Here is a 19,884-nt window from a genome sequence, read left to right as displayed (position 1 = left end):
TCCATGAATGAGAAAGTCGCACTACACCCGGCGCTGTCTATTTCCGGCGCGTCCTGCCAGGGCTGTGTTCGCAAGATTCGTGAGGCGCTGGAGCCGTTGACCGGCAGTGCCGACCGGGTTGAGGTGAACCTGGAGGAGCAGACGGTTGCCCTGCCCGATGGCATTGATACTGCCGAGGCAGCCGGCATTGTCACGGAAGCCGGTTATCCCGCCTCACCTCTGGAGGCCTCCTCTGCCGCTGAACCGGCGTCGGAGGATGACCATTGCCATGTCGACAGTAAACAGGCTCAAACCGAAACCCGGCAGCAGTCCGATCAGGACACGGGTAAAGGGGAGAGCGCCGGGAATGACGATCAGATTCATCTGGCGGTTACGGGTGCTACCTGTGCTTCCTGTGTGAACACCATTGAAAAGGCCCTGAAATCGGTCGATGGCATTACCGGTGCCCATATGAACCTGGCGGACAATACCGCCACGGCCACCGGACATGCTGACCCCCAGGTACTGATTAAAGCAGTGGAAAGCTCCGGCTACGGGGCCAGCGTGATCGAAGACCCGGATGCGGCAGATGACCGCAAGCAGCAAGAGGATCGCAGGCAGTACAAGACACTGCTGGTGAAGATGGCTATCAGTCTGAGTCTCGGCCTGGGCCTGATGATCTGGGGCATGGGCTTTGGTTCCATGATGGTCACCGCCGACAACCAGATGACCTGGCTTGTCCTGGGTGTCCTTACCCTCGGTGTGATGATCGGTACCGGCGGCCACTTTTTCACCGGGGCCTGGAAAGCGTTCCGCCATCATAATGCCAACATGGATACCCTGATTGCCCTGGGTACCGGCACGGCCTGGGCCTATTCCATTGTGGTAGCCAGTATCCCCGAAGCGCTGCCGGAAATGGCGCGGCATGTGTATTTTGAAGCCTCGGCGATGATTATCGGCCTGATCAATCTGGGCCAGGCGCTGGAGCTGCGAGCCAAAGGCAAGACCTCGGAAGCCGTGCGACGGCTGCTGGATCTGCGGGCAAAAACCGCCCGGGTTATCCGTGACGGCGAGGAGCAGGATCTGCCGGTAGAGCAGGTCAGGGCCGGCGATCATATCCGTGTGCGCCCCGGTGAAAGCCTGCCGGTGGACGGGGAGATCATCGAGGGCAGTACCCGCATCGATGAGAGCATGCTCACCGGTGAACCCATGCCCGTCAGCAAGCGCGAAGGTGACGAGGTGTCTGCCGGCACCCTGAATACCCATGGTTCGATTATCTACAAGGCCACCCACGTGGGCAGCGAAACCGCCCTCGCCCAGATCATTCGCCTGGTGAAGAAAGCCCAGGGCTCCAAGCCCGCCATCGGGCGCCTGGCAGACAAGATTTCCTCGGTGTTTGTGCCCAGCGTGATGCTGATTGCCGTGGTGTCCGCCCTGGTCTGGTACAACGTCGGGCCGGAACCGGCGGTGGTTCACATGATGGTAGCGGCTACCACGGTGCTGATTATTGCCTGTCCCTGTGCTCTGGGCCTTGCTACTCCCATGTCGGTCATGGTGGGTGTCGGCAAGGCCGCAGAATACGGCGCCTTGATCCGTCAGGGCGATGCTCTGCAAACCGCAGGCAAGCTGGATCTGGTGATACTGGACAAGACCGGCACCATTACCGAAGGCCATCCGGCCGTTACCCGTTTTCATGCAACGGACGACAATACGGGCAGATTGCTGGCCCTGGCCGCTGGCCTGGAACAGCACTCGGAACACCCGCTGGCGGAAGCCATTATGGCGAAAGCCAAGGATGAAAATGCCAGCCCGGAGAACATCACTGGCTTCGAGGCCCTCAACGGCAAAGGCGTGAAGGGCGAGCTGGACGGCCAGCCTGTGCGCCTGGGCAATCGCCGCTGGCTGGAAGGCGAGGGTGTGAATCTGGCAGATCTTCAGCAGGAAGCGGATGCCATTACCTCCGAGGCCGGAACTCCGCTGTTCCTGGCCCTGGGTAACGAAGCGGTGGGTGTCATCGGTGTTGCCGATGCGGTCAAACAGGACTCCCGGGATGCCATCCGCCGCCTGCACGATGCCGGCATACGGGTCATGATGGTCACCGGCGACGTGGACGCCACCGCCAAAGCCATCGCGCAAAAAACCGGGATTGATGAATACCGCGCCGAGGTGCTGCCGGAAGACAAGGCCACCATCGTCAGCGAGATGCGTGGCAAGGGCTATACCGTGGCCATGGTCGGCGACGGTATTAACGACGCCCCTGCCCTGGCCGCAGCGGACGTCGGCTTTGCCATTGGCACCGGAACCGATGTGGCCATCGAAAGCGCCGGCATCACGCTGATGCGCGGCTCGCTTCACGGCGTAGCCGATGCCATTGAGATATCACGGGCGACTGTTCGTAATATCCACCAGAACCTGTTTGGTGCTTTTATATACAACTCCATGGGTATACCGGTGGCAGCCGGGCTGTTATACCCTCTGTGGGGCATGTTGATGAGCCCGATACTGGCCGGCGCTGCCATGTCGCTGTCCTCGGTTACGGTGGTCACCAACGCCAACCGGCTGCGTCTGTTCAAAACCAGTAATAAAGCCGGCAAGGAGGGGAACGAATGAGCACACTTGTGGTCAATGCGGGAGGACTGGCCCTGATGGCCGCCATCGTCTGGTGGTTCTGGCTGTCGCCCTCTGAAGGTAGCAAAACGGACAACGATCATAGCCATCACCATTGAGGTAACATCATGAAAAAACACATGCTGGCCCTGGGCCTCATCGCCACCGTCGGTTTGAACGGCCAATTGCAAGCCGAAGAGGGGCTCAAAGACATTCATGTCTACAAGTCACCGACCTGCGGCTGTTGCACCGACTGGGTAGATCACCTGAAGGACAACGGTTTCAAGGTGGAAGTGACTGAAACCAACGATATGAACCCCATCAAGATCGACGCCGGCCTGACACCAGCACTGGCCAGTTGCCACACGGCATTTATCGGTGACTACGTGATCGAAGGCCATGTTCCGGCCAACGACATTCATCGACTGATTGCCGAGGCACCGAAGGCAAAAGGCGTGTCGGTACCGGGAATGCCGGCGGGATCACCGGGTATGGAAATGGGTGACCGCAAGGATCATTACCAGGTGCTGATGTTCAACGAAAGCGGCCAGACCCGGGTTTTCGCAGAACACAACTAGTCTGTGCCTTGAAGTCTGCACGTTGCCCCGCGACTATCCCGGCCGATGAATCGAGCCGGGATATTAACCACGCGTAACAGGTCTGACTCATACCGTCATAACCGGTATACTCCGCAACAACATTCAAATTTTATCCAGTCAGGTTCTGTTCATGCTCAACGCCGACGCCCTCAGCCAGTTGCGCCAGCTGAAGTCCGATATTGAAGAAAACAAGGTGGTGTTTCCCGGCACTGTCAAAGCCACCAACGGGCGTTTCGGCTTTGTAGCACTGGATGAAGGCCGGGATGTCTTCCTGCCGCCGGAAGAGATGCAGAAAGTTCTGCCGGGCGACCGGGTTACCGTTGCCGAGCAGGAAGGCGACAAGGGCAAGACCCAGGGCGTGGTGGACGAACTGCTGGAAACCAACCTGGACACCTTCGTGGGCCGCTACCTGGTGAGAGGCAAGGGGCACTTCGTGGTGCCGGAAACACCGGGCATCAACCGCTGGATTTTCATCCCGCCGAAAGAGCGCCAGAACGCCGAGCCCGATGACTACATCTACTGCCGCATCCACAAACACCCGATCAAGGACGGCAAGGGCCAGGCCAAGATCCTGAAAGTAATCGGCAAGGCCGGCGAGGCCGGCATCGAGCGCTCCTTCACGGTTGCCACCTTCAACCTGCCGGATGCCTGGCCGGAAGCTGTCAGCAAACAGGCCGAGGCGCTGGACGAATCGGTCATCGAAGCCAGGGGTGAGGGCCGTGAAGACCGCACCGATCAGCCCTATGTTACCATCGACAGCCCCGGCACCCAGGACATGGACGACGCCCTGCTGGCCGAACCCAACGCTACCGGCTGGAGACTGTCTATTGCCATCGCCGACCCCACCGCGGTCGTTGAGCCAGGCAGCCCGGCGGAGCAGGAAGCCTTCCGCCGCGCCACCGCGATCTACTTCCCTGGTGAGCCGCTGCCGATGCTGCCGGACACCCTCAGCACCCGCCTGTGCTCGTTGATGCCGGATGTAAAGCGCCTTGCCCTGGTCTGTGATCTTCAGGTCAACAACGATGGCAGCCTGGGCGAGTACAGCTTTCACCAGGCGGTGATCCGCTCCCACGGCAAGCTCAGTTACGAACTGGTGTCCAACCTGATCGAAGGCCGTGAAGCCGATGACGTCAAGGCGTTACCGGACACCGTTTCCAACAGCCTTGATCAGCTCCATCAGGTTGCCATGTCCCTGCGCAAATGGCGCAGTGAACACGCGCTGGTGAACGGCGACCGCCCGGAGTTCCGTCTGCGCCTGGATGAAAACCGCCGGGTACGCCTGATTGAGCCTTCCGTGCAGAACGAGGCCCATCGGCTGGTGGAGGAGTGCATGATTGCAGCCAATCGCTGCGCGGCGGACTTCCTGGGCCAGCAGGACAAGGGCCTGTTCATCCAGCATCCCGGCTTACGTGACGACCGCGCCGATAACATTCGGGCGCTGCTGGAAGGCTATGCGCCTGATCTCGCCGGGGTGGACGCCACCAGCGCCGAAGGTTTCCGCGACCTGATGAAACAGACCGAAGGGCTGGACGCGGAAGTGCCGGTCAAGGCCATCATTTCCCGCCAGCTCGCCCGTGCCGAGCTGTCGTTTACCCCCGCGCCCCACCAGGGCATGGGGCTGGCCGCCTACACCACCTTTACCTCACCGCTGCGCAAGTTCAGCGACTTTCACGTGCACCGGCTGATCAAGTCGATCCTGTGGCAGGAGCCACTGAGCGATCTGAGTGACGAACAACTGGCCGAACTGCAACTGACCCAGTTCCGGGCGCGGCAGGCCGCCAACAGTCTTGAGAGCTGGCTGAAGAGTGATTTTGCCCGGACCCTGGGCGAGGACGCGATGACAGGAGTCATCAGCCGCACAACCCCCTCGGGCTTTTTCGTCAGGCTCGACGCCAACGGGCTGGAAGGATTCGTCAGCTGCAAGACCCTGGAAGGCAAGTTCAGCTTCGACCCGGTCACCCTGCGGCTGGTTCACAACAAGAATGGCCGAACCTTCCAGCTTGAGCAGCCCGCGACCGTCACCTTTGCCGGCGTGGATGACGAGCGCAAACAGATCCTGTTCAAACTGGTGGAACCGTCAGCCGACGCTTCCGCTTCAGGCAGCGGGCCTGACAGCAAAGACGACGCTTGAAAATCCGGCGCCGGAGCACCATCGTAGTAATAGTTAGACGGGCACTTACTCGTTACGGAGGTGAATCCGGATGCCTATCAGCCCAACGGAATTCCTGAAGAAGTACGGCTTCGAAGAGGAAGACGAGGAGCGGGACCACAGCCTGCGCCACAATGCCATAGAACACGCGAAGCATCTGAAGCGGCCCCATGCCGGTACGCCACACGACTGGGAAGAGTGGGAGCGCTACAAGAAAGAGCACCCCGATGAGGTTGAGGACGACGACAACAGCTAGCTCTGCTCAAGCAGCCTCGACAGGCGTTCGTCTTTGGCCCGCCACTGTTCCGCCAGCCAGTTTTTCACGTTCTTGCGATGCTCGGCATCGGTCGCGTAATCCCGCCCCTTGAGGTGGTCGGGAATAGCGACGGTGTCAATCTCCATTTTCACTTCGCGGACCCTCCCGCACATGAAATCCCAGAAACTGGGAGCACCGCCCGGGTAGGCAATCGTTACATCCACCAGGGTTTCAATGGTGTCGCCCATGGCATCCAGCACAAAGGCTGCACCGCCGGCTTTGGGCGTCAGCAAATGGGTGTATTTTGATTTCTGCTGGTCATGCTTGGCCTGGGTAAAGCGGGTGCCTTCCACGAAATTCATGATGCTGACCGGGGTATAGCGGAACTTCTCGCAAGCCTGGCGGGTGGCTTTCAGGTCTTCACCGCGCTTTTCGGGATGCTTGATCAGGTATTCACGGGTGTAGCGTTTCATGAACGGGAAATCCAGCCCCCACCACGCCAGGCCAATCACCGGCACCCAGATCAGCTGTTGCTTGAGAAAGAACTTGAGAAACGGCGCCCGGCGGTTGAATACCCGTTGCATGGCGAAGATGTCGACCCAGCTCTGGTGGTTGCTGAGAACCAGGTACCAGCTTTCCCGTTTGAGTTTCTCATCACCGTGCACCGTCCACCTGGTACTCTGGGTGAGCTTCATCCAGCCAGTGTTGCAGGCCACCCAGGATTCGGAAATCCAGATGATCGCCTTGGTGCAGAGCACGCGGAAGCCTTTGTGGGGGATGATGAGCTTGAAGATGGCCGGGATGTAGAGGAGCAGACACCAGAACAGGGTGTTGAGACCAAGAAGAATGGAGCTGAGTACGCCGATGACCGGGGCTGGCAGGAAGCTGAGCATGGTTGTCCTGTTGTTGGTTTTTTTGCAATGGGCGAATGATACCAATGGTTGGCGCGTTTGGGCAGTGGCCTTAAGTGACCGGTTTGCCATTGGGGGTGGACGTTCTTGCCATAGTTATGGCCCGGGCGAATAGTCTAGTCTTATCCGACACTGGTGGCTGCGCAGGTATGAAAGCCCTTGCCCGGACACGCCGTGAACCCATCCATGGGGGCTCGGCATTGCCATCCATGGCAATGCACGGTCCGGGAAAGGGCTTTCATACCTGCACGATCAGACTTGCGTGCCAACCGCCCATCTTTATTCAGAACACGTTAGCGAATGATTTTTTATGGAAACCTCTATGCCCGACCCGTTGAAATACGCCATCAACAAAGCCTCGGGGCTGACCCGACAGACGGCGCTTTACGCCGGTAACGCCTTTGACCGAGTGTTCCGCGCCGCCAGTCTGGTCCAGGCGGGGCAGACGCCCTTCGAGACACTGCACACCGATGGCCTGGTGAGCCTTCGTTATTATCCGCCACTGGCCGAGGATTTTATTGAGCTGGATGGCGAGATGATCGATGTGGAGCGCACGCCCCACAGAACACCGATCGTGATCGTGCCGCCACTGGCGGTCAACATGCTGATCTACGACCTGTTTCCCCAGCGCAGCCTGGTGCGATTCCTGCGGGCAAAGGGGTTTGAGGTATACCTGATCGACTGGGGCGTGCCCACACGGCAGCACAGTCACTACAACCTTCACACCTACGTGGCGGAGTTGCTACCGGCGTATCTGAACCGGGTGCGGGAGCACAGCGGGGAGCAGGAGCTCTCGCTGCACGGCTGGAGCCTGGGCGGAATGTTTACCCTGTTTTACTCCGCCCTCAGCCGCGACCAGCACATCCGCAACGCCATTGTGCTGGGCTCCCCCATCGACAGCCACGCCTCCGGCCTGATGGGGCTGATGTACCAACGGGTATCCGACGTTGCCGAGTTCATCCGCAAACGCACCGGCTTCCGCCTGCACGACGTCAAACCCTACTGGTTCCACACCCCCGGCTGGGCCAACACTATCGGCTTCAAACTCACCAACCCCATCGGCAGCGTCATGGGCTACTGGGAACTCATCGTCCGCCTGGGCGACCGCGAATTCGTCTCCAGCCACGCCACCACCTCCGCCTTCCTCGACCGCATGGTCGCCTACCCCGGCGGCATCGTTCAGGACGCGGTGGTGCGCCTGTGGATCGACAACGACCTCTCCCGCGGCCAGATCCAGATCGGCGAAGACGTTGCCCGCCTGGAAAACGTAAACGCCAACTTACTCGCCATCGCCGGCGACAGCGACACCCTGGCAACACCGGGCGCGGTCAGGCGCATTGAAGACCACGTCAGCTCAAAGGACGTCACCTTCCGGGTCACCCCCGGCGGCCACATGGGTATTCTTGCCGGTAGCAAGGCGCCAAAGGAAAGCTGGCTGGAAATGGCGGAGTGGCTGGCTGAAAGATCGGACTGAATCACCTGACCGCCAAACATCGGACGGCCATCACAAGAGTTGAACGCGCGGCTCGGGAAGGGTTATCCAAAACTGTGCGGAGCCATGGATGGCGGAGCCCAAGCGCCACATGGATGTGCCGAAGGAGCGTGTTTTGGATAACCCTTCCCGAGCCGTGCAGCCACCAGAAAATCAGAGGCTGGCCAAGGTCTCAGGCAACTCCGAAAGACTGCGAACCACCGCATTAGGCTGAATCCCCCAGTCCTCAAACACCTTACCAGGATCCCGCTGCACCCAGATCGCCATCAACCCCGCCGCCCGGGCCCCGATCACATCCCAGGCATTGCTCGACACCAGACACAACGGCTGATCCATCGCCCCCGTCGCCCGCCGGGCATAGGCATACACCGCCGGGTCCGGCTTGAAGCTCTTGATATCATCCACCGACACCAGCCCATCAAACATCGCCAGCAAATCATTGTGCCCCAGCACCTTCTCCAGCGCCGGATAGGTGCCGTTTGAGAACGCATACATCAGATAATCCCCCTCCAGTGACTTCAGCGCCGGCAACGAATCGTCAAAAGCGGGCAGGGAAAGATAGGCCCCCATCAGCTCATCCTCCCGCTCCCGACTCAGCGCTAGCCCATGGCTGGCCATCGCGTAGCGCAGAGCCTGGCGGGTACAGGCTCCGAAATCCTCGTACATCCGCATCAGGCCCTTGCGAAAGGAAAACTCCAGCTGTTTTTCCCGCCACTGAGAGCTCACCGATTCCGCCGCCTCGCCCGCGTCCGGCGCCAGCAGTTCAGCCATCCCCATCGGGTCCACCAGGGTTCCGTAAACATCAAACGCCAGTATTGGTTTCATCGGGCTCTCCTTTGTTATGCCGTCCGCTTAGTCACAGCCTAGACCATGCCTAAAGGAAACCTGAATGTACATTCAATAATAACGACTCTGCGATAGCCCTATTGGGAACCCCCGGTTCTGAAGTACACTCCCATTCATGAACCCCATTGATACATTCAACCTGGACATCCGCTCCCTCAGCACCTTCATTGCCGTGCTGGACGAAGGCAGTGTGTCCAGGGCAGCCGTACGCCTCGGAGTGAGCCAGTCGGCGGTCAGCCATACCCTGGACCGCTTGCGCCAGGCCCTGGGCGATGCCCTGTTCGTGAAATCCGGCCGCGGCATTGTGCCTACCCGCTACGCCGTCCAAGCTGGCCCTCACATACGCCAGATACTGGACGACCTCCACTCCCTGTCCTCCGGCCCGCCCTTCACCCCGGCCAGCGCCGAATTCACCTTCACCATTGCCGCCAACGACTACCAGCGTGACCTGTTGCTGCCCGGCTTGCTGTCGGTCCTCCGGCGTGAAGCGCAGGGCATCCGCCTGCAGGTAATCCCGTCCGGCATACCCACTGCCGACATGCTGCGCAAGGACCTGTGCGACCTGATTATTTCGCCCCATGCACCGGAAGCAACAGACATCATGCAACGAGGGCTGATGGCGGATCACATGGTGGTCTTCTACGACCCGGTTCACAGGCAAGCACCTGAATCCCTGGCAGATTACCTGAAGGCTGATCACATCGGCATCCTGTTCGGCACCGGTGAGAAAACAGCGTTTGAAGACTCCCTTTCCGCCCGCGGCCTTACCCGGCGTACGGCAGTCACCGTGTCCAACTTCTCCGGCCTGCCCGGATTCCTGCGCGGAACCGACATGCTCGCCACTGCACCGAAACGCATGAGTGAACACTTACTGCAAGATTTTGCCTCCGTACCCCTGCCCTTTGACTACAAGCCTTTTACGCTGCTGATGCTCTGGCATAAGCGCAACCAGAATGACCCTGCCCACCGCTGGATCCGCAATCACGTTAATGGCGTAGCCGCGACAATGAACGACCTCAACACCTGACCCATCTGTTTTGTTCATACATTGTATGAAAACAGCAGCCGTTATCCTCCTTCAGTTAACGCGTAGACTTGCACCATAGATTCAGGGAGCAGCGGGTGGGCCGCCCCTCTGAAACCGTGCGGAGCCAGGGATGGCGGAGCCGAGCGTACAGGGATGTATTCACAGCGTGTTTCAGAGGGGCGGCCCACCCGCTGCGTTTCGAGAGTTAAGCAGGAACGGAAATGCTCGCACTCACCAGTGTATGGACAACGATATTATTGGCAGCCGCCGTGGCCCTCGGGCCTCTGGCAATCGATATGTATCTGCCTGCACTGCCCAGTATGGGCGAATCCCTCTCAGCCGGTACCGGGCAGGTTCAACTCACGTTGAGCATCTACATGGCAGGTTTCGCCTTTGCCCAGTTGATCTGTGGCCCACTGGCGGACCGCTTTGGCCGCAAGCCCATCATGATTGGCGGTTTTCTGCTGTTTGCAGTGGCCAGTGTTATCTGTGCCCTCGCCACCAACATTGAAACGCTGATTCTGTCCCGCTTCCTGCAGGCCCTTGGTGGCTCTGCCGGGCCTGTGCTGGGCCGTGCGGCTGTGCGGGATATCTATTCGCCGCGAGAGGCCGCAAAAATCATGGCGATCCTCGCCAGCATCATGGCCCTGGCGCCGGCCATCGCCCCGACCATTGGCGGGTTTATGGTGGTCGGGCTGGGATGGCCGTCGATTTTCCTGGCACTGGGTGGCTATGCGCTGTTGATGGCGGTGGTGGTTGCCGTTGGTATTCCCGAGCCTATGCATCCGGAACACCGGCAGTCCCTGCGCATTGGCAGCCTGTTGAGGAATTACCGGGCGATTGCCTCCGATATCAGCTTCCTGGGCTACACACTGACCAATTCCCTCGCGTTCGCCGGCCTGTTTGCGTTTCTGTCAGGATCGTCGTTTGTGCTGATCGATTTTCTGGGTGTTGAGCCCCAGCACTTTGGCCTGTTCTTCGCCTGTATCGTCGCCGGTTACATCGTCGGCAACCTGGTCGCCATTCGCCTGGGCCGCCAGCTTGTACCAGACCAGATTCTGGTCAGGGGCCTGATTGTTTCCGTTGCCGGTGGCGGGTTGATGGCTGCGCTGGCGGTCGCACAGGTCTACAGTGTCTGGACTGTGATCCTGCCCCAGACCCTGTTCATGATCGGCGTTGGCATGGTCCTGCCCCAGACCATGGCCGGCGCCCTGGCCAATTTCCCCCACATGGCCGGCGCTGCCTCGGCGCTTTTCGGCTTTACCCAGATGGCAGTGGCAGCCGCTATCGGCATGCTGGTTGGGCACTACCACGACGGCACCTCTCTGGTGATGGCGGCCACCATATCTGTCTGTGCCGTCGCAGCGCTGGCCAGTTACCTGCTGCTGGTACAACGGCACCCGGCTCCTGGATTCGAGCCCGCATGACACCCATTTAACCAGGCTGATGGATGAAAAAGCATCCAAAATGAACTACACAGAGTAAGTTGTTAAACACAAATCCATCAGGCCAGCAAAGGGAGTTTCAAATGAGCAACGTAACACTGGGCGGCGACCCGATTACCGTCAGCGGCACCTTCCCGCAACCGGGCGACACCGTCCCCGACTTCACCCTCACCACTCAGGGTCTGGAAGACGTCACCCTCGACAAGTGGGCTGGCAAGCGCAAGATCCTCAACATCATCCCCAGCATCGACACCCCGACCTGCGCCACTTCCACCCGCAAATTCAACGAGAAAGCCAGTAACCTGGACAACACCGTCGTGCTGGTTGTCTCGGCTGACCTGCCCCCTGCAGCCAGCCGGTTCTGTGGTGCAGAAGGCCTGAAAAACGTTATCACCCTGTCCAGCTTCCGCAACTACAGCTTTCAGCAGGATTACGGCGTTGCCATTCAGGATGGGCCACTTGCCGGCCTTTGTGCCCGCGCGGTGGTGGTTCTGGATGAGGACAACAAGGTTCTTCACAGTGAGTTGGTGGATGACATCAAGCATGAGCCGGATTATGAGAAGGCGCTTTCGGTGCTTTGATTTTTTGGTCCGTTAACTATTGTTGTCGGATTACGGCTTCGCCTAATCCGACCTACGGGAGATAACGGTGTTGTCGGATCGGGCCAGGGGTGGGGTGTCTTTTCTGGCGGGAAAAGGTGTCTGAGCAAAGCGAGTTCTTTTCCCATAAGAAAAGACACCCCACCCCTGGCCCAGCCACCATACCCCGCAGACTATGCGTCGGATTACGCTTCGCTAATCCGACCTACGGATAATGCTAGAATCGCCCCCCAACAAAAGACCAGGAACCGAAGCCCTCAACGTGACCAACGCCGAACCCCAAGCCAACCTGCCGCGCCAGTTGTTTACCATGACCTGGCCCATGCTTTTCGGCGTGCTTTCACTGATGACCTTCCAACTGGTGGACAGTGCCTTTATTGGCCAGTTAGGGCGTGACCCACTGGCAGCGCTGGGCTTTACCCTGCCTATGCAGCAGCTGATCATCGGGCTGCAGGTGGGCCTCGGCATCGCTACCACCGCCATCATCTCCCGCACCCTGGGGGCTGGCGACCAGCTCCGGGCAGAGCGACTGGGCGGCCTGGTGGTTACCGTGGGCGCCACCCTGGTGATTATCCTGTGCATCGGCCTGTGGCTATTGCAGACCCGAATCATGTCGGCGCTTGGCGCGGAACCGAGCCTGTTACCACTGATCCGCAGTTACTGGATCCCCTGGCTGATGTCCGCCTGGACCGGCGCCATGCTGTATTTTGGCTACAGCGTGTGCCGCTCCCATGGCGATACCAGACTGCCCGGCTACATGATGGTAGCCACCAGCCTGCTCAACATCGCCCTGGACCCGCTTTACATCTTCGTCTTCGGCTGGGGCTTGCCTGGTGCCGCTCTGGCCACGATTACCGCCTTCGGCATCGGCTGCCTGTTTATCTACCCGAAACTGCTCCGCTGCGGCTGGTTGCGCTTTGACCTGAAGCAACTGGCTCTGGGGAAAGCACTCAAGCAGTTGAATAACATCATGGCCCCCGCCATGGTCAGCCAATTGATGCCACCCGTCTCGGCCATGGTGGCTACGGCACTGGTGGCCGGTTTCGGCTCGGCCGCTGTGGCCGCCTGGGGCCTGGGAACGCGCCTGGAATTTTTCTCCATCGTGGTGGTACTGGCACTGACCATGTCCATGCCCCCAATGGTGGGCCGCATGCTGGGCGCCGGCGAACTCGGCCAGATCCGCAAACTGGTCCGGCTGGCGGTCCGGTTTGTGGTGGTGTGGCAACTGGCCATTGGCCTGATCTGGCTGGTGGCCTCCGGGCTGGTGTCTGAGTTGTTCACCAGTGACCGGGAAGTCAGCGATGTCCTTGGCAGCTATCTGGTCCGGGTGCCACTCAGCTACAGCGGCCTGGGCATCTGCATGCTGATGGTGTCTGTCTGCAACGCCCTTGGGCTGGCATTACGGGCACTGCTGGTGTCCACCCTTCGCCTGTTCCTCTGTTTTCTGCCCTTTCTCTGGATTGGCGCCCAGATTGGCGGCATCAACGGGCTGATGAGTGGTGCCTTAGCTGGTAACCTGTTGGCGGGTGTCATGGCTTATGCATTCTACCGCCAGGGCATCCGGAAACTGGCGGACAGGCCCGCCGGTTCTTGACTTATAAGAATGAAAAAGTCTCAAACATTGGCTATACATGAAGAATGCTAATAAGCTGAGTGCTTTGCAGAACTCACTCCTGACCGGCTGAATTCCGTTATGGACATTGGGCTTCTCGTCTTTTTGCCCGTACTGGGAGCCATTGCTTCGCTCCTCTCAAGGTTGAAGCGGCCCGGCCCGGATCATGTGCAGACCCACGCGCTGGTCGCACTGATTGCCCCGGCCATTTGCCTGCTGCTTTTGCTCAGTTATCTTCCCCGGATCCAGTCCGGCGAAGCCCTTGTCTATTCCCTTTCCTGGGTGCCCGAAATTGGCCTTGGCCTGGCGTTCCGGCTGGATGGCCTCAGCTGGCTATTTGCCACCCTGATTACCGGCATTGGCTGCCTCATCATTCTCTACGCCCGGTATTATTTTGCCGGTAAAGACACCGCAGGGCGCTTTTTCGTTCTGATTCAGCTGTTCATGACCGCCATGCTGGGCATTGTGCTGTCCGAGAACCTGCTGTTCATGCTGGTGTTCTGGGAGCTCACCAGCCTGGTGTCCTTCCTGCTGATCGGTTTTACCTGGTCCAGTCGCAATGCCCGCCGGGGGGCGCGCATGTCGCTGGTGATTACCGGCGGGGGTGGCCTCGCCCTGCTGGGTGGCATTCTGCTTTTAGGGCAAATTGTTGGCAGCTACCAGATCAGCGATGTGCTGGCCGCCACCGACACCATCATCAGCGATGACCGCTATCCTCTGACCCTGTCGCTGATTCTGCTCGGTGCCTTTACCAAGTCGGCCCAGGCGCCGTTCCATCTCTGGCTACCCCATGCCATGGCGGCGCCAACGCCGGTGTCCGCCTATCTGCATTCGGCCACCATGGTGAAAGCCGGTCTGTTCCTGATGGCCCGACTGCATCCGGCCATGGGCGACACCGAGCTCTGGTTCAGCCTGATTACCATTACCGGCATGGTCACCCTGATGGTCGGTGCCTTTGTGGCCATGTTCATGCACGACATCAAGGGCCTGCTGGCCTATTCCACCATTTCCCACCTGGGCCTGATCACTCTGCTGATTGGCATGGGCAGCGAGATGGCCATGGCGGCGGCCCTGTTTCATCTGACGATCCACGCCCTGTTCAAGGCGCCCCTGTTCATGATGGCAGGCATTGTCGATCAGGCTACGGGCAGCCGGGACATGCGCAATATCAATGGCCTGTGGAAAACCATGCCGGTGCTGATGCTCATTACCGCCATACCGGCGGCCGCCATGGCCGGCCTGCCACTGATGAGCGGCTACCTGAGCAAGAAGATGCTGTTCTCGGAAAGCCTGCTGGTGACCGCACCCCACTGGGCCAATACCCTGATTCCGGTATGGGTTACCGTTGCCGGCCTGTTTTCCGTGGCTTATTCCGTACGAATCTTCCACAACGTGTTTTTCAACGGTCAGCCGGTGGACCTGCCCCACTGGCCGCCCCGCAAAAAACCGGCCGGCATGCTGGTACCACTGTTCATTCTTGCCGCTGCCTCACTGCTGGTGGGGCTGGCTCCGCAGGCCACCTACGACAGCGTGATTCACCTGGCAGTCATGGCTACCTCCATGACCCAGCTGCCGCTATACGACTTCTCGGAACTGTCCAACGCCCAGGCGCCGGCCATGATGAGCATGATTGCAATGCTTGGTGGCGTCGTTTTCTATCTCGCCCGCGGCCCGCTGTTTGCCATCCATCGCCAGTTACCGGACGTGGATGCCAAGAACATCTTTGAGCAAATCATGCAGCAGAGTATCCGCTTCGCCCAGTCGCTGGTGTATCGCCTGGAGAATGGTTCGCTGCAGCGTTACCTCGCCTTTATTCTGGTGGCCGCCATCGCACCGGCGCTGTGGATGCTCGGTGGCTACACCGGGTGGCGGGGCCCGTCGGAATTGACAGAGGTTAACCCGATGGTGGTTTTCGGTGCCGTCATCCTGTGCCTGTCAGCCATTGGCGTCGCGCTGTTTCACCATCAGCGCCTGCCGGCGCTGCTTCTTCTTTCGGTCACCGGCCTGTTCGTCACCCTCGCGTTCGCCCAGTTCTCGGCCCCTGACCTGGCACTTACCCAGCTCTCCGTAGAAGTCATGGCGGTGGTCATCATGATGCTGGCGCTGTCGTTCCTGCCCCAGACCTCACCCAGGGAATCCGGAGCCGGCAGGATTGTCCGTGACCTGAGCCTGGCCGGGCTGGCAGGGACCGGCATTGCGCTCTTCGCGTACGCAGTGCTGACCCGGCCGGCTGAGACCATTTCCGGATATTTCCTCGCCAACAGCGTTCCCGGTGGCGGCGGCACCAACGTCGTCAACGTCATTCTGGTGGATTTCCGGGGCTTCGACACCCTGGGGGAAATCACCGTGCTGGGTATCGCGGCCGTTGCGGTATTCGCATTTACCCGTGACCTGCACCTGAAGGAACGGGTAGCCAGTGCCGGCACTGCTAAAGGATATGCCGAGCCACATCCGGTGATCCTGCAGATGGTCTCCCGCATGGCCCTGCCCATTGCCCTGCTGGTGTCCGCCTATATTTTCCTGCGGGGGCACAACATGCCGGGAGGGGGGTTCATTGCCGGACTGGTGACCGCGGTTGCTCTCACACTGCAGTACATGGCCGGTGGTCTGGTATGGGCGCAGGAACGGATGCTTACGCATTTCCGCCCGCTGATTGGCGCCGGCTTGCTGATTGCCACGGCCACCGGATTGGGCAGCTGGTTTGTCGGCTACCCGTTCCTGACCTCGGCTTTCAGCCACATGGACTGGCCGCTGATCGGCGAGTTCGAGCTGGCGACGGCGTTGCTGTTTGATCTGGGGGTTTACACCACGGTAGTGGGGGCAACCCTGCTGATCCTGGCAAACCTGGGCAAACTGATGACCGTGGCCGGGCCCGGCCAGGAGGTGGGCTGATGGAGCTGGTGGTTGCCATTACCCTGGGCGTGCTGACCAGCACCGGTGTGTACCTGATGCTACGGGCCCGCACCTTCTCCGTGGTGCTGGGTCTGACGCTCCTATCACATGGCGTAAACCTGTTCCTGTTCAGCATGGGCCGGCTGACCACTGCTTCTCCGGCCGTGATCGGGCTGGTGGAGAACTATACCGATCCACTCCCCCAGGCCCTTGTACTCACCGCCATTGTGATCAGTTTTTCGATGACGGCGTTTGTCGTGGTACTGGCCCTGAAAGCGGCGGTGGAACTGCGCAGTGATCATGTGGATGGCGAAGATCCGAATGAGGACCGCCAATGAACCACCTGATGATCATGCCCATCGTGATACCCCTGCTGACGGGCGCCTTCCTGCTGGTGATGTACCGCTACAACATTGGCCGCCAACGGTCACTGAGTATCGGGTCCACCCTTTTGCTGGTGGTGTTCGCGGTGTGGGCTGTTCTCCAGGCGGGTGTCACGGATTACACCCTGTACCGTCTTGGCAACTGGCAGCCACCCTTCGGGATTGTGCTGGTGCTGGACCGGCTCACCGCCATCATGCTGCTACTGACCGCTCTGCTGAGCCTGTTCTGCGTTCTCTATGCCAGCCGTGGCTCGGACCGCGAGGGCTCCCACTTCCATGCCCTGCTGCAGTTTCAGCTCATGGGTATCAACGGTGCGTTCCTCACCGGGGACCTGTTCAATCTGTTCGTGTTCTTCGAGGTGCTGCTCATCGCCTCCTACGCACTGCTGCTTCATGGTGGTGGGCGCGCGCGCAGCCGGGCCGGCCTGCACTACGTCATCATCAACCTGGCTGGTTCGGCGCTTTTCCTGCTGGCGCTTGGCATCCTCTATGGCATTGCCGGCACACTGAACATGGCTGACCTGGCCCATGTGATTGCCAATGCCCCGGAGGCGGACCTGCCCTTGCTGAAAGCTGCTTCGCTCCTGCTGATGGTGGTATTCGGTATCAAGGCCGCCCTGCTACCGCTGCTGTTCTGGCTACCGCGGGCCTATTCAGCGGCCAGTGCACCCGTCGCGGCGCTGTTCGCCATCATGACCAAAGTAGGTTTTTACGCCATGGTGCGGGTGTTTCTGCTGGTATTTGGCCTGGATCAAGCCGCACCTGCCAACGATACGGTATTGGCGTGGCTGTGGCCCATGGCCCTGGTAACGCTGGCACTGGGAGCCATTGGCGTACTGGGCGCCGCCAGCCTGCGAACTCTGACCGCCTACATGGTCATAGTCTCCGTGGGGATACTGCTGGCAACTTTGTCCCGCAACGACGAACAGCTTCTGGCCGCCAGCCTGTTCTACCTGCTGCACAGCACCTGTATGACGGCGGTGTTTTTCCTGCTGGCAGACCTGATCGGGCGTTACCGTGACAACGGTTACGACCGTTTCTCCATCATCTCGCCGCTGTCCCACCGCTGGATTCTGGGCAGTGTGTTTCTGGTTGCCGCCGTCAGTATGGCCAGTCTGCCGCCCTTCAGCGGGTTCGTCAGCAAAGCATGGATTCTGCAATCCTCCTCCCACCTGCCAGACTATCTCTGGCTGTGGGGGGCCATTCTCATTTCCGGACTGTTAATCATCGCAGCCCTGAGCAGGGCCGGGTCCGGTTGGTTCTGGCGGCCGGAGGAACACACTGGTAAAACCGTCCCGGCACTGGACAGCGCCCGCACTGCCACCGTGTGTGTGATGGTTACCATCAGCTTCCTTCTTGCGCTTTTTGCCCAACCGGTGATGGATTACCTGGCGGCAGCCGCCCAGCTTGTTTACCAGCCATCCGGCTACGTCGATGCGGTGTTGGGTGATTACGTCCGCCAGGGTGGGGAGGTGACCGAATGAACCGTCGCGAATTCTGGCTGCCAAGACCGCTGTTCTCTCTGTTCCTGGCGCTGCTCTGGTTGTTGATGGTCAACAGTTTTTCGGTCGCTCACATGCTGCTGGGGCTGGTCCTGGGTGTTTTCATTCCTTTCGTAACCCGGTCATTCTGGCCGGAACAGGCCAAGGTGCGCTATCTGCTGCCGCTTCTGCGGTACTTCCTGGTATTGATGGTAGACATCGTGCGCTCAAACCTGATCGTGGCAAGGCGTATCCTCTGGTACCCCAACCAGTTAACGCCGGGCTTTGTCATCTTTCCCCTGGAACTGGATGACGACTTCGCCATCACCATTCTGGCCAGTACCATTTCCCTGACACCGGGCACTGTAACTGCCCACTACGACAGCGATGCCGGCACCCTGCTGATTCACGCCCTGCATGTTACTGATGAAGATGCGCTGGTGCGGCAGATCAAGGACCAGTATGAGCGGCCGTTGAAGGAGATTTTCCAGTGATTGCTACCGTGATTCCATTTGTCATCGGAGTGTTCTGCATCGCTGTGCTGCTCAACCTTTACCGGCTGGCGATCGGGCCCGACATTGTCGACCGGATTCTTGCCCTGGACACTCTGATGATCAACAGCATTGCCCTGATTGTGCTGGCGGACATCCAGATGTCGCTGGGCATTCTGTTCGAGGCGGCCCTGCTGATTGCGCTGATGGGGTTCGTCGGTACCGTGGCCATGACCAAGTACCTGCTGAGGGGGGATGTAATCGAATGAACGGTTCAGAGATGCCCCTGCTTCTGGAGCTGGTTATTACCTTCTTCCTGGTGGCGGGCGCCATTGTAGCGCTGATCGGCTCCATTGGTCTGGCGCGACTGAAGGACGTCTACATGCGACTGCATGGGCCCACCAAGGCCAGCACCCTCGGCGTGGGCTGTATCCTGGTGGCGTCCTTGCTGTATTTCAGTTTTCTGAAAGGCGGGTTGTCGGTCCAGGAGGCGCTGGTGACCCTGTTCCTGTTTGTGACGGCGCCGGTCAGCGCCCATATGATGGCGAAGGCGGCGCTGCACCGGAAGCTGAAGTGCTCCCCCCAGACCCGCAGTGGGCCGCCGGATCAGTGATCGGAAAACCGTGCCCGGAAGCTTTCGGGCATCGGCACGACGGACTTGCGCTGATAGTTGAAGAACACAAAGCCGTATTTGGCCAGGGCCACTGGTTGCCCGCTTTCAGCCTTCGTGACCCGAAAGACGAAATCGCCCCCGTATTTGTTGAAGTCCATCAGCCCCACTTCAAACCTGAGCATTTCCGGAAAGAAGGATTCGGACTGGTACATGGTCGCCAGGTCGGTGACGATGATGCCCACGCCGTCTTTGTCGGCCTCCTGAACGCCATAGTTCACCAGAAACTGGGCCCTGGCTTCCGACAACATGGATATGAGCGCATCGTTGCCCAGGTGGTTGGCACCATTGATATCGGTGATGCGTACCGGCATCCTGGTTTCAAAATAGAAGGCATCATCCGGGAAAGAGAGCTTGATACGGGCCAAGGTTGAGTTCCTGTAGGGGAAGATTTTCGGAGGAAGCCAATGATACTTGGTTGTCGGCCTGCCTTCATCCCGGGACA

18 protein-coding genes are annotated in these 19,884 nt (G+C 59.7%); 15 read left to right on the top strand and 3 right to left on the bottom strand.

Going from position 1 to position 19,884, the window contains the following annotated elements; translation table 11 throughout:
- Window positions 1–3: 3 nt before the first annotated feature.
- The 4 genes from QPL94_RS03495 to QPL94_RS03480 all read left to right on the top strand — a co-directional run bounded on the left by QPL94_RS03495 (window position 4) and on the right by QPL94_RS03480 (window position 5,590).
- Complete coding sequence (locus QPL94_RS03495) at window positions 4–2,589, top strand: heavy metal translocating P-type ATPase (protein WP_285355547.1); 2,586 nt, start codon at window positions 4–6, stop codon at window positions 2,587–2,589.
- Window positions 2,590–2,714: 125 nt separating this feature from the next.
- On the top strand, window positions 2,715–3,164 hold the full coding sequence (locus QPL94_RS03490; RefSeq protein WP_285355546.1) for a DUF411 domain-containing protein: 450 nt from the start codon (window positions 2,715–2,717) through the stop codon (window positions 3,162–3,164).
- 151 nt (window positions 3,165–3,315) lie between these two features.
- Window positions 3,316–5,316, top strand: a complete 2,001-nt coding sequence (locus QPL94_RS03485) for a ribonuclease R family protein (RefSeq protein ID WP_285355545.1) — start codon at window positions 3,316–3,318, stop codon at window positions 5,314–5,316.
- Between the two features lie 70 nt (window positions 5,317–5,386).
- Window positions 5,387–5,590: a hypothetical protein gene (locus tag QPL94_RS03480; RefSeq protein ID WP_285355544.1), complete on the top strand. Its 204-nt coding sequence runs from the start codon at window positions 5,387–5,389 to the stop codon at window positions 5,588–5,590.
- Here QPL94_RS03480 and yihG read toward each other — a convergent pair.
- Window positions 5,587–6,483, bottom strand: a complete 897-nt coding sequence (gene yihG / locus QPL94_RS03475) for a 1-acylglycerol-3-phosphate O-acyltransferase, YihG family (protein WP_285355543.1) — start codon at window positions 6,481–6,483, stop codon at window positions 5,587–5,589. The genes QPL94_RS03480 and yihG overlap by 4 nt on opposite strands.
- A gap of 340 nt (window positions 6,484–6,823) precedes the next feature.
- Between yihG and QPL94_RS03470 the strand changes: the two genes are divergently transcribed.
- Window positions 6,824–7,975 (top strand): alpha/beta fold hydrolase, encoded by a 1,152-nt coding sequence (locus QPL94_RS03470; protein ID WP_285355541.1) that lies wholly within the window; start codon window positions 6,824–6,826, stop codon window positions 7,973–7,975.
- Between the two features lie 171 nt (window positions 7,976–8,146).
- On the opposite strand, the gene QPL94_RS03465 is transcribed toward QPL94_RS03470, so the two are convergent.
- On the bottom strand, window positions 8,147–8,818 hold the full coding sequence (locus tag QPL94_RS03465; protein WP_285355539.1) for a haloacid dehalogenase type II: 672 nt from the start codon (window positions 8,816–8,818) through the stop codon (window positions 8,147–8,149).
- A 136-nt stretch (window positions 8,819–8,954) separates the two neighbouring features.
- On the opposite strand from QPL94_RS03465, the gene QPL94_RS03460 reads away from it, so the two are divergent.
- The 10 genes from QPL94_RS03460 to QPL94_RS03415 all read left to right on the top strand — a co-directional run bounded on the left by QPL94_RS03460 (window position 8,955) and on the right by QPL94_RS03415 (window position 19,382).
- Entirely contained in the window at window positions 8,955–9,866 is a 912-nt protein-coding gene (locus QPL94_RS03460; protein ID WP_285355538.1) for a LysR family transcriptional regulator, read from the top strand.
- A gap of 221 nt (window positions 9,867–10,087) precedes the next feature.
- Window positions 10,088–11,293, top strand: coding sequence for a Bcr/CflA family multidrug efflux MFS transporter (locus QPL94_RS03455; protein ID WP_285355537.1), 1,206 nt, complete (start codon window positions 10,088–10,090; stop codon window positions 11,291–11,293).
- Between the two features lie 101 nt (window positions 11,294–11,394).
- On the top strand, window positions 11,395–11,892 hold the full coding sequence (gene tpx, locus QPL94_RS03450) for a thiol peroxidase (RefSeq protein WP_137436382.1): 498 nt from the start codon (window positions 11,395–11,397) through the stop codon (window positions 11,890–11,892).
- A 328-nt stretch (window positions 11,893–12,220) separates the two neighbouring features.
- Window positions 12,221–13,504 carry an MATE family efflux transporter gene (locus tag QPL94_RS03445; RefSeq protein WP_285357821.1) on the top strand — a complete coding sequence of 428 codons (1,284 nt, stop codon included), beginning with the start codon at window positions 12,221–12,223 and terminating at the stop codon, window positions 13,502–13,504.
- A gap of 99 nt (window positions 13,505–13,603) precedes the next feature.
- On the top strand, window positions 13,604–16,414 hold the full coding sequence (locus QPL94_RS03440; protein WP_285355535.1) for a monovalent cation/H+ antiporter subunit A: 2,811 nt from the start codon (window positions 13,604–13,606) through the stop codon (window positions 16,412–16,414).
- The gene (locus QPL94_RS03435) at window positions 16,414–16,752 is read left to right on the top strand and encodes a Na+/H+ antiporter subunit C (RefSeq protein ID WP_137436384.1); all 339 of its coding nucleotides are present in this window, start codon (window positions 16,414–16,416) and stop codon (window positions 16,750–16,752) included. Before QPL94_RS03440 ends, QPL94_RS03435 begins: the two co-directional genes overlap by 1 nt.
- A complete protein-coding gene (locus tag QPL94_RS03430; protein ID WP_285355533.1) occupies window positions 16,749–18,281 on the top strand; it encodes a monovalent cation/H+ antiporter subunit D in 1,533 nt (510 codons plus the stop codon). Before QPL94_RS03435 ends, QPL94_RS03430 begins: the two co-directional genes overlap by 4 nt.
- Window positions 18,278–18,772: a Na+/H+ antiporter subunit E gene (locus QPL94_RS03425; RefSeq protein ID WP_285355531.1), complete on the top strand. Its 495-nt coding sequence runs from the start codon at window positions 18,278–18,280 to the stop codon at window positions 18,770–18,772. The genes QPL94_RS03430 and QPL94_RS03425 overlap by 4 nt, the downstream gene beginning before the upstream one ends.
- A complete protein-coding gene (locus tag QPL94_RS03420; RefSeq protein WP_135954008.1) occupies window positions 18,769–19,038 on the top strand; it encodes a K+/H+ antiporter subunit F in 270 nt (89 codons plus the stop codon). The genes QPL94_RS03425 and QPL94_RS03420 overlap by 4 nt, the downstream gene beginning before the upstream one ends.
- Window positions 19,035–19,382, top strand: coding sequence for a Na+/H+ antiporter subunit G (locus QPL94_RS03415; protein ID WP_285355530.1), 348 nt, complete (start codon window positions 19,035–19,037; stop codon window positions 19,380–19,382). Before QPL94_RS03420 ends, QPL94_RS03415 begins: the two co-directional genes overlap by 4 nt.
- Here QPL94_RS03415 and QPL94_RS03410 read toward each other — a convergent pair.
- A complete protein-coding gene (locus tag QPL94_RS03410; protein ID WP_285355529.1) occupies window positions 19,376–19,807 on the bottom strand; it encodes a thioesterase family protein in 432 nt (143 codons plus the stop codon). The two genes, QPL94_RS03415 and QPL94_RS03410, sit on opposite strands and share 7 nt — an antisense overlap.
- Between the last annotated feature and the right edge of the window lie 77 nt (window positions 19,808–19,884).

Source organism: Marinobacter sp. SS13-12, from assembly GCF_030227115.1.
In the GTDB taxonomy this organism is placed as follows: Bacteria; Pseudomonadota; Gammaproteobacteria; order Pseudomonadales; family Oleiphilaceae; genus Marinobacter.
The sequence above is the reverse complement of the archived record's forward strand: the minus strand, read 5'-3'. Positions and strand labels throughout refer to the sequence as shown.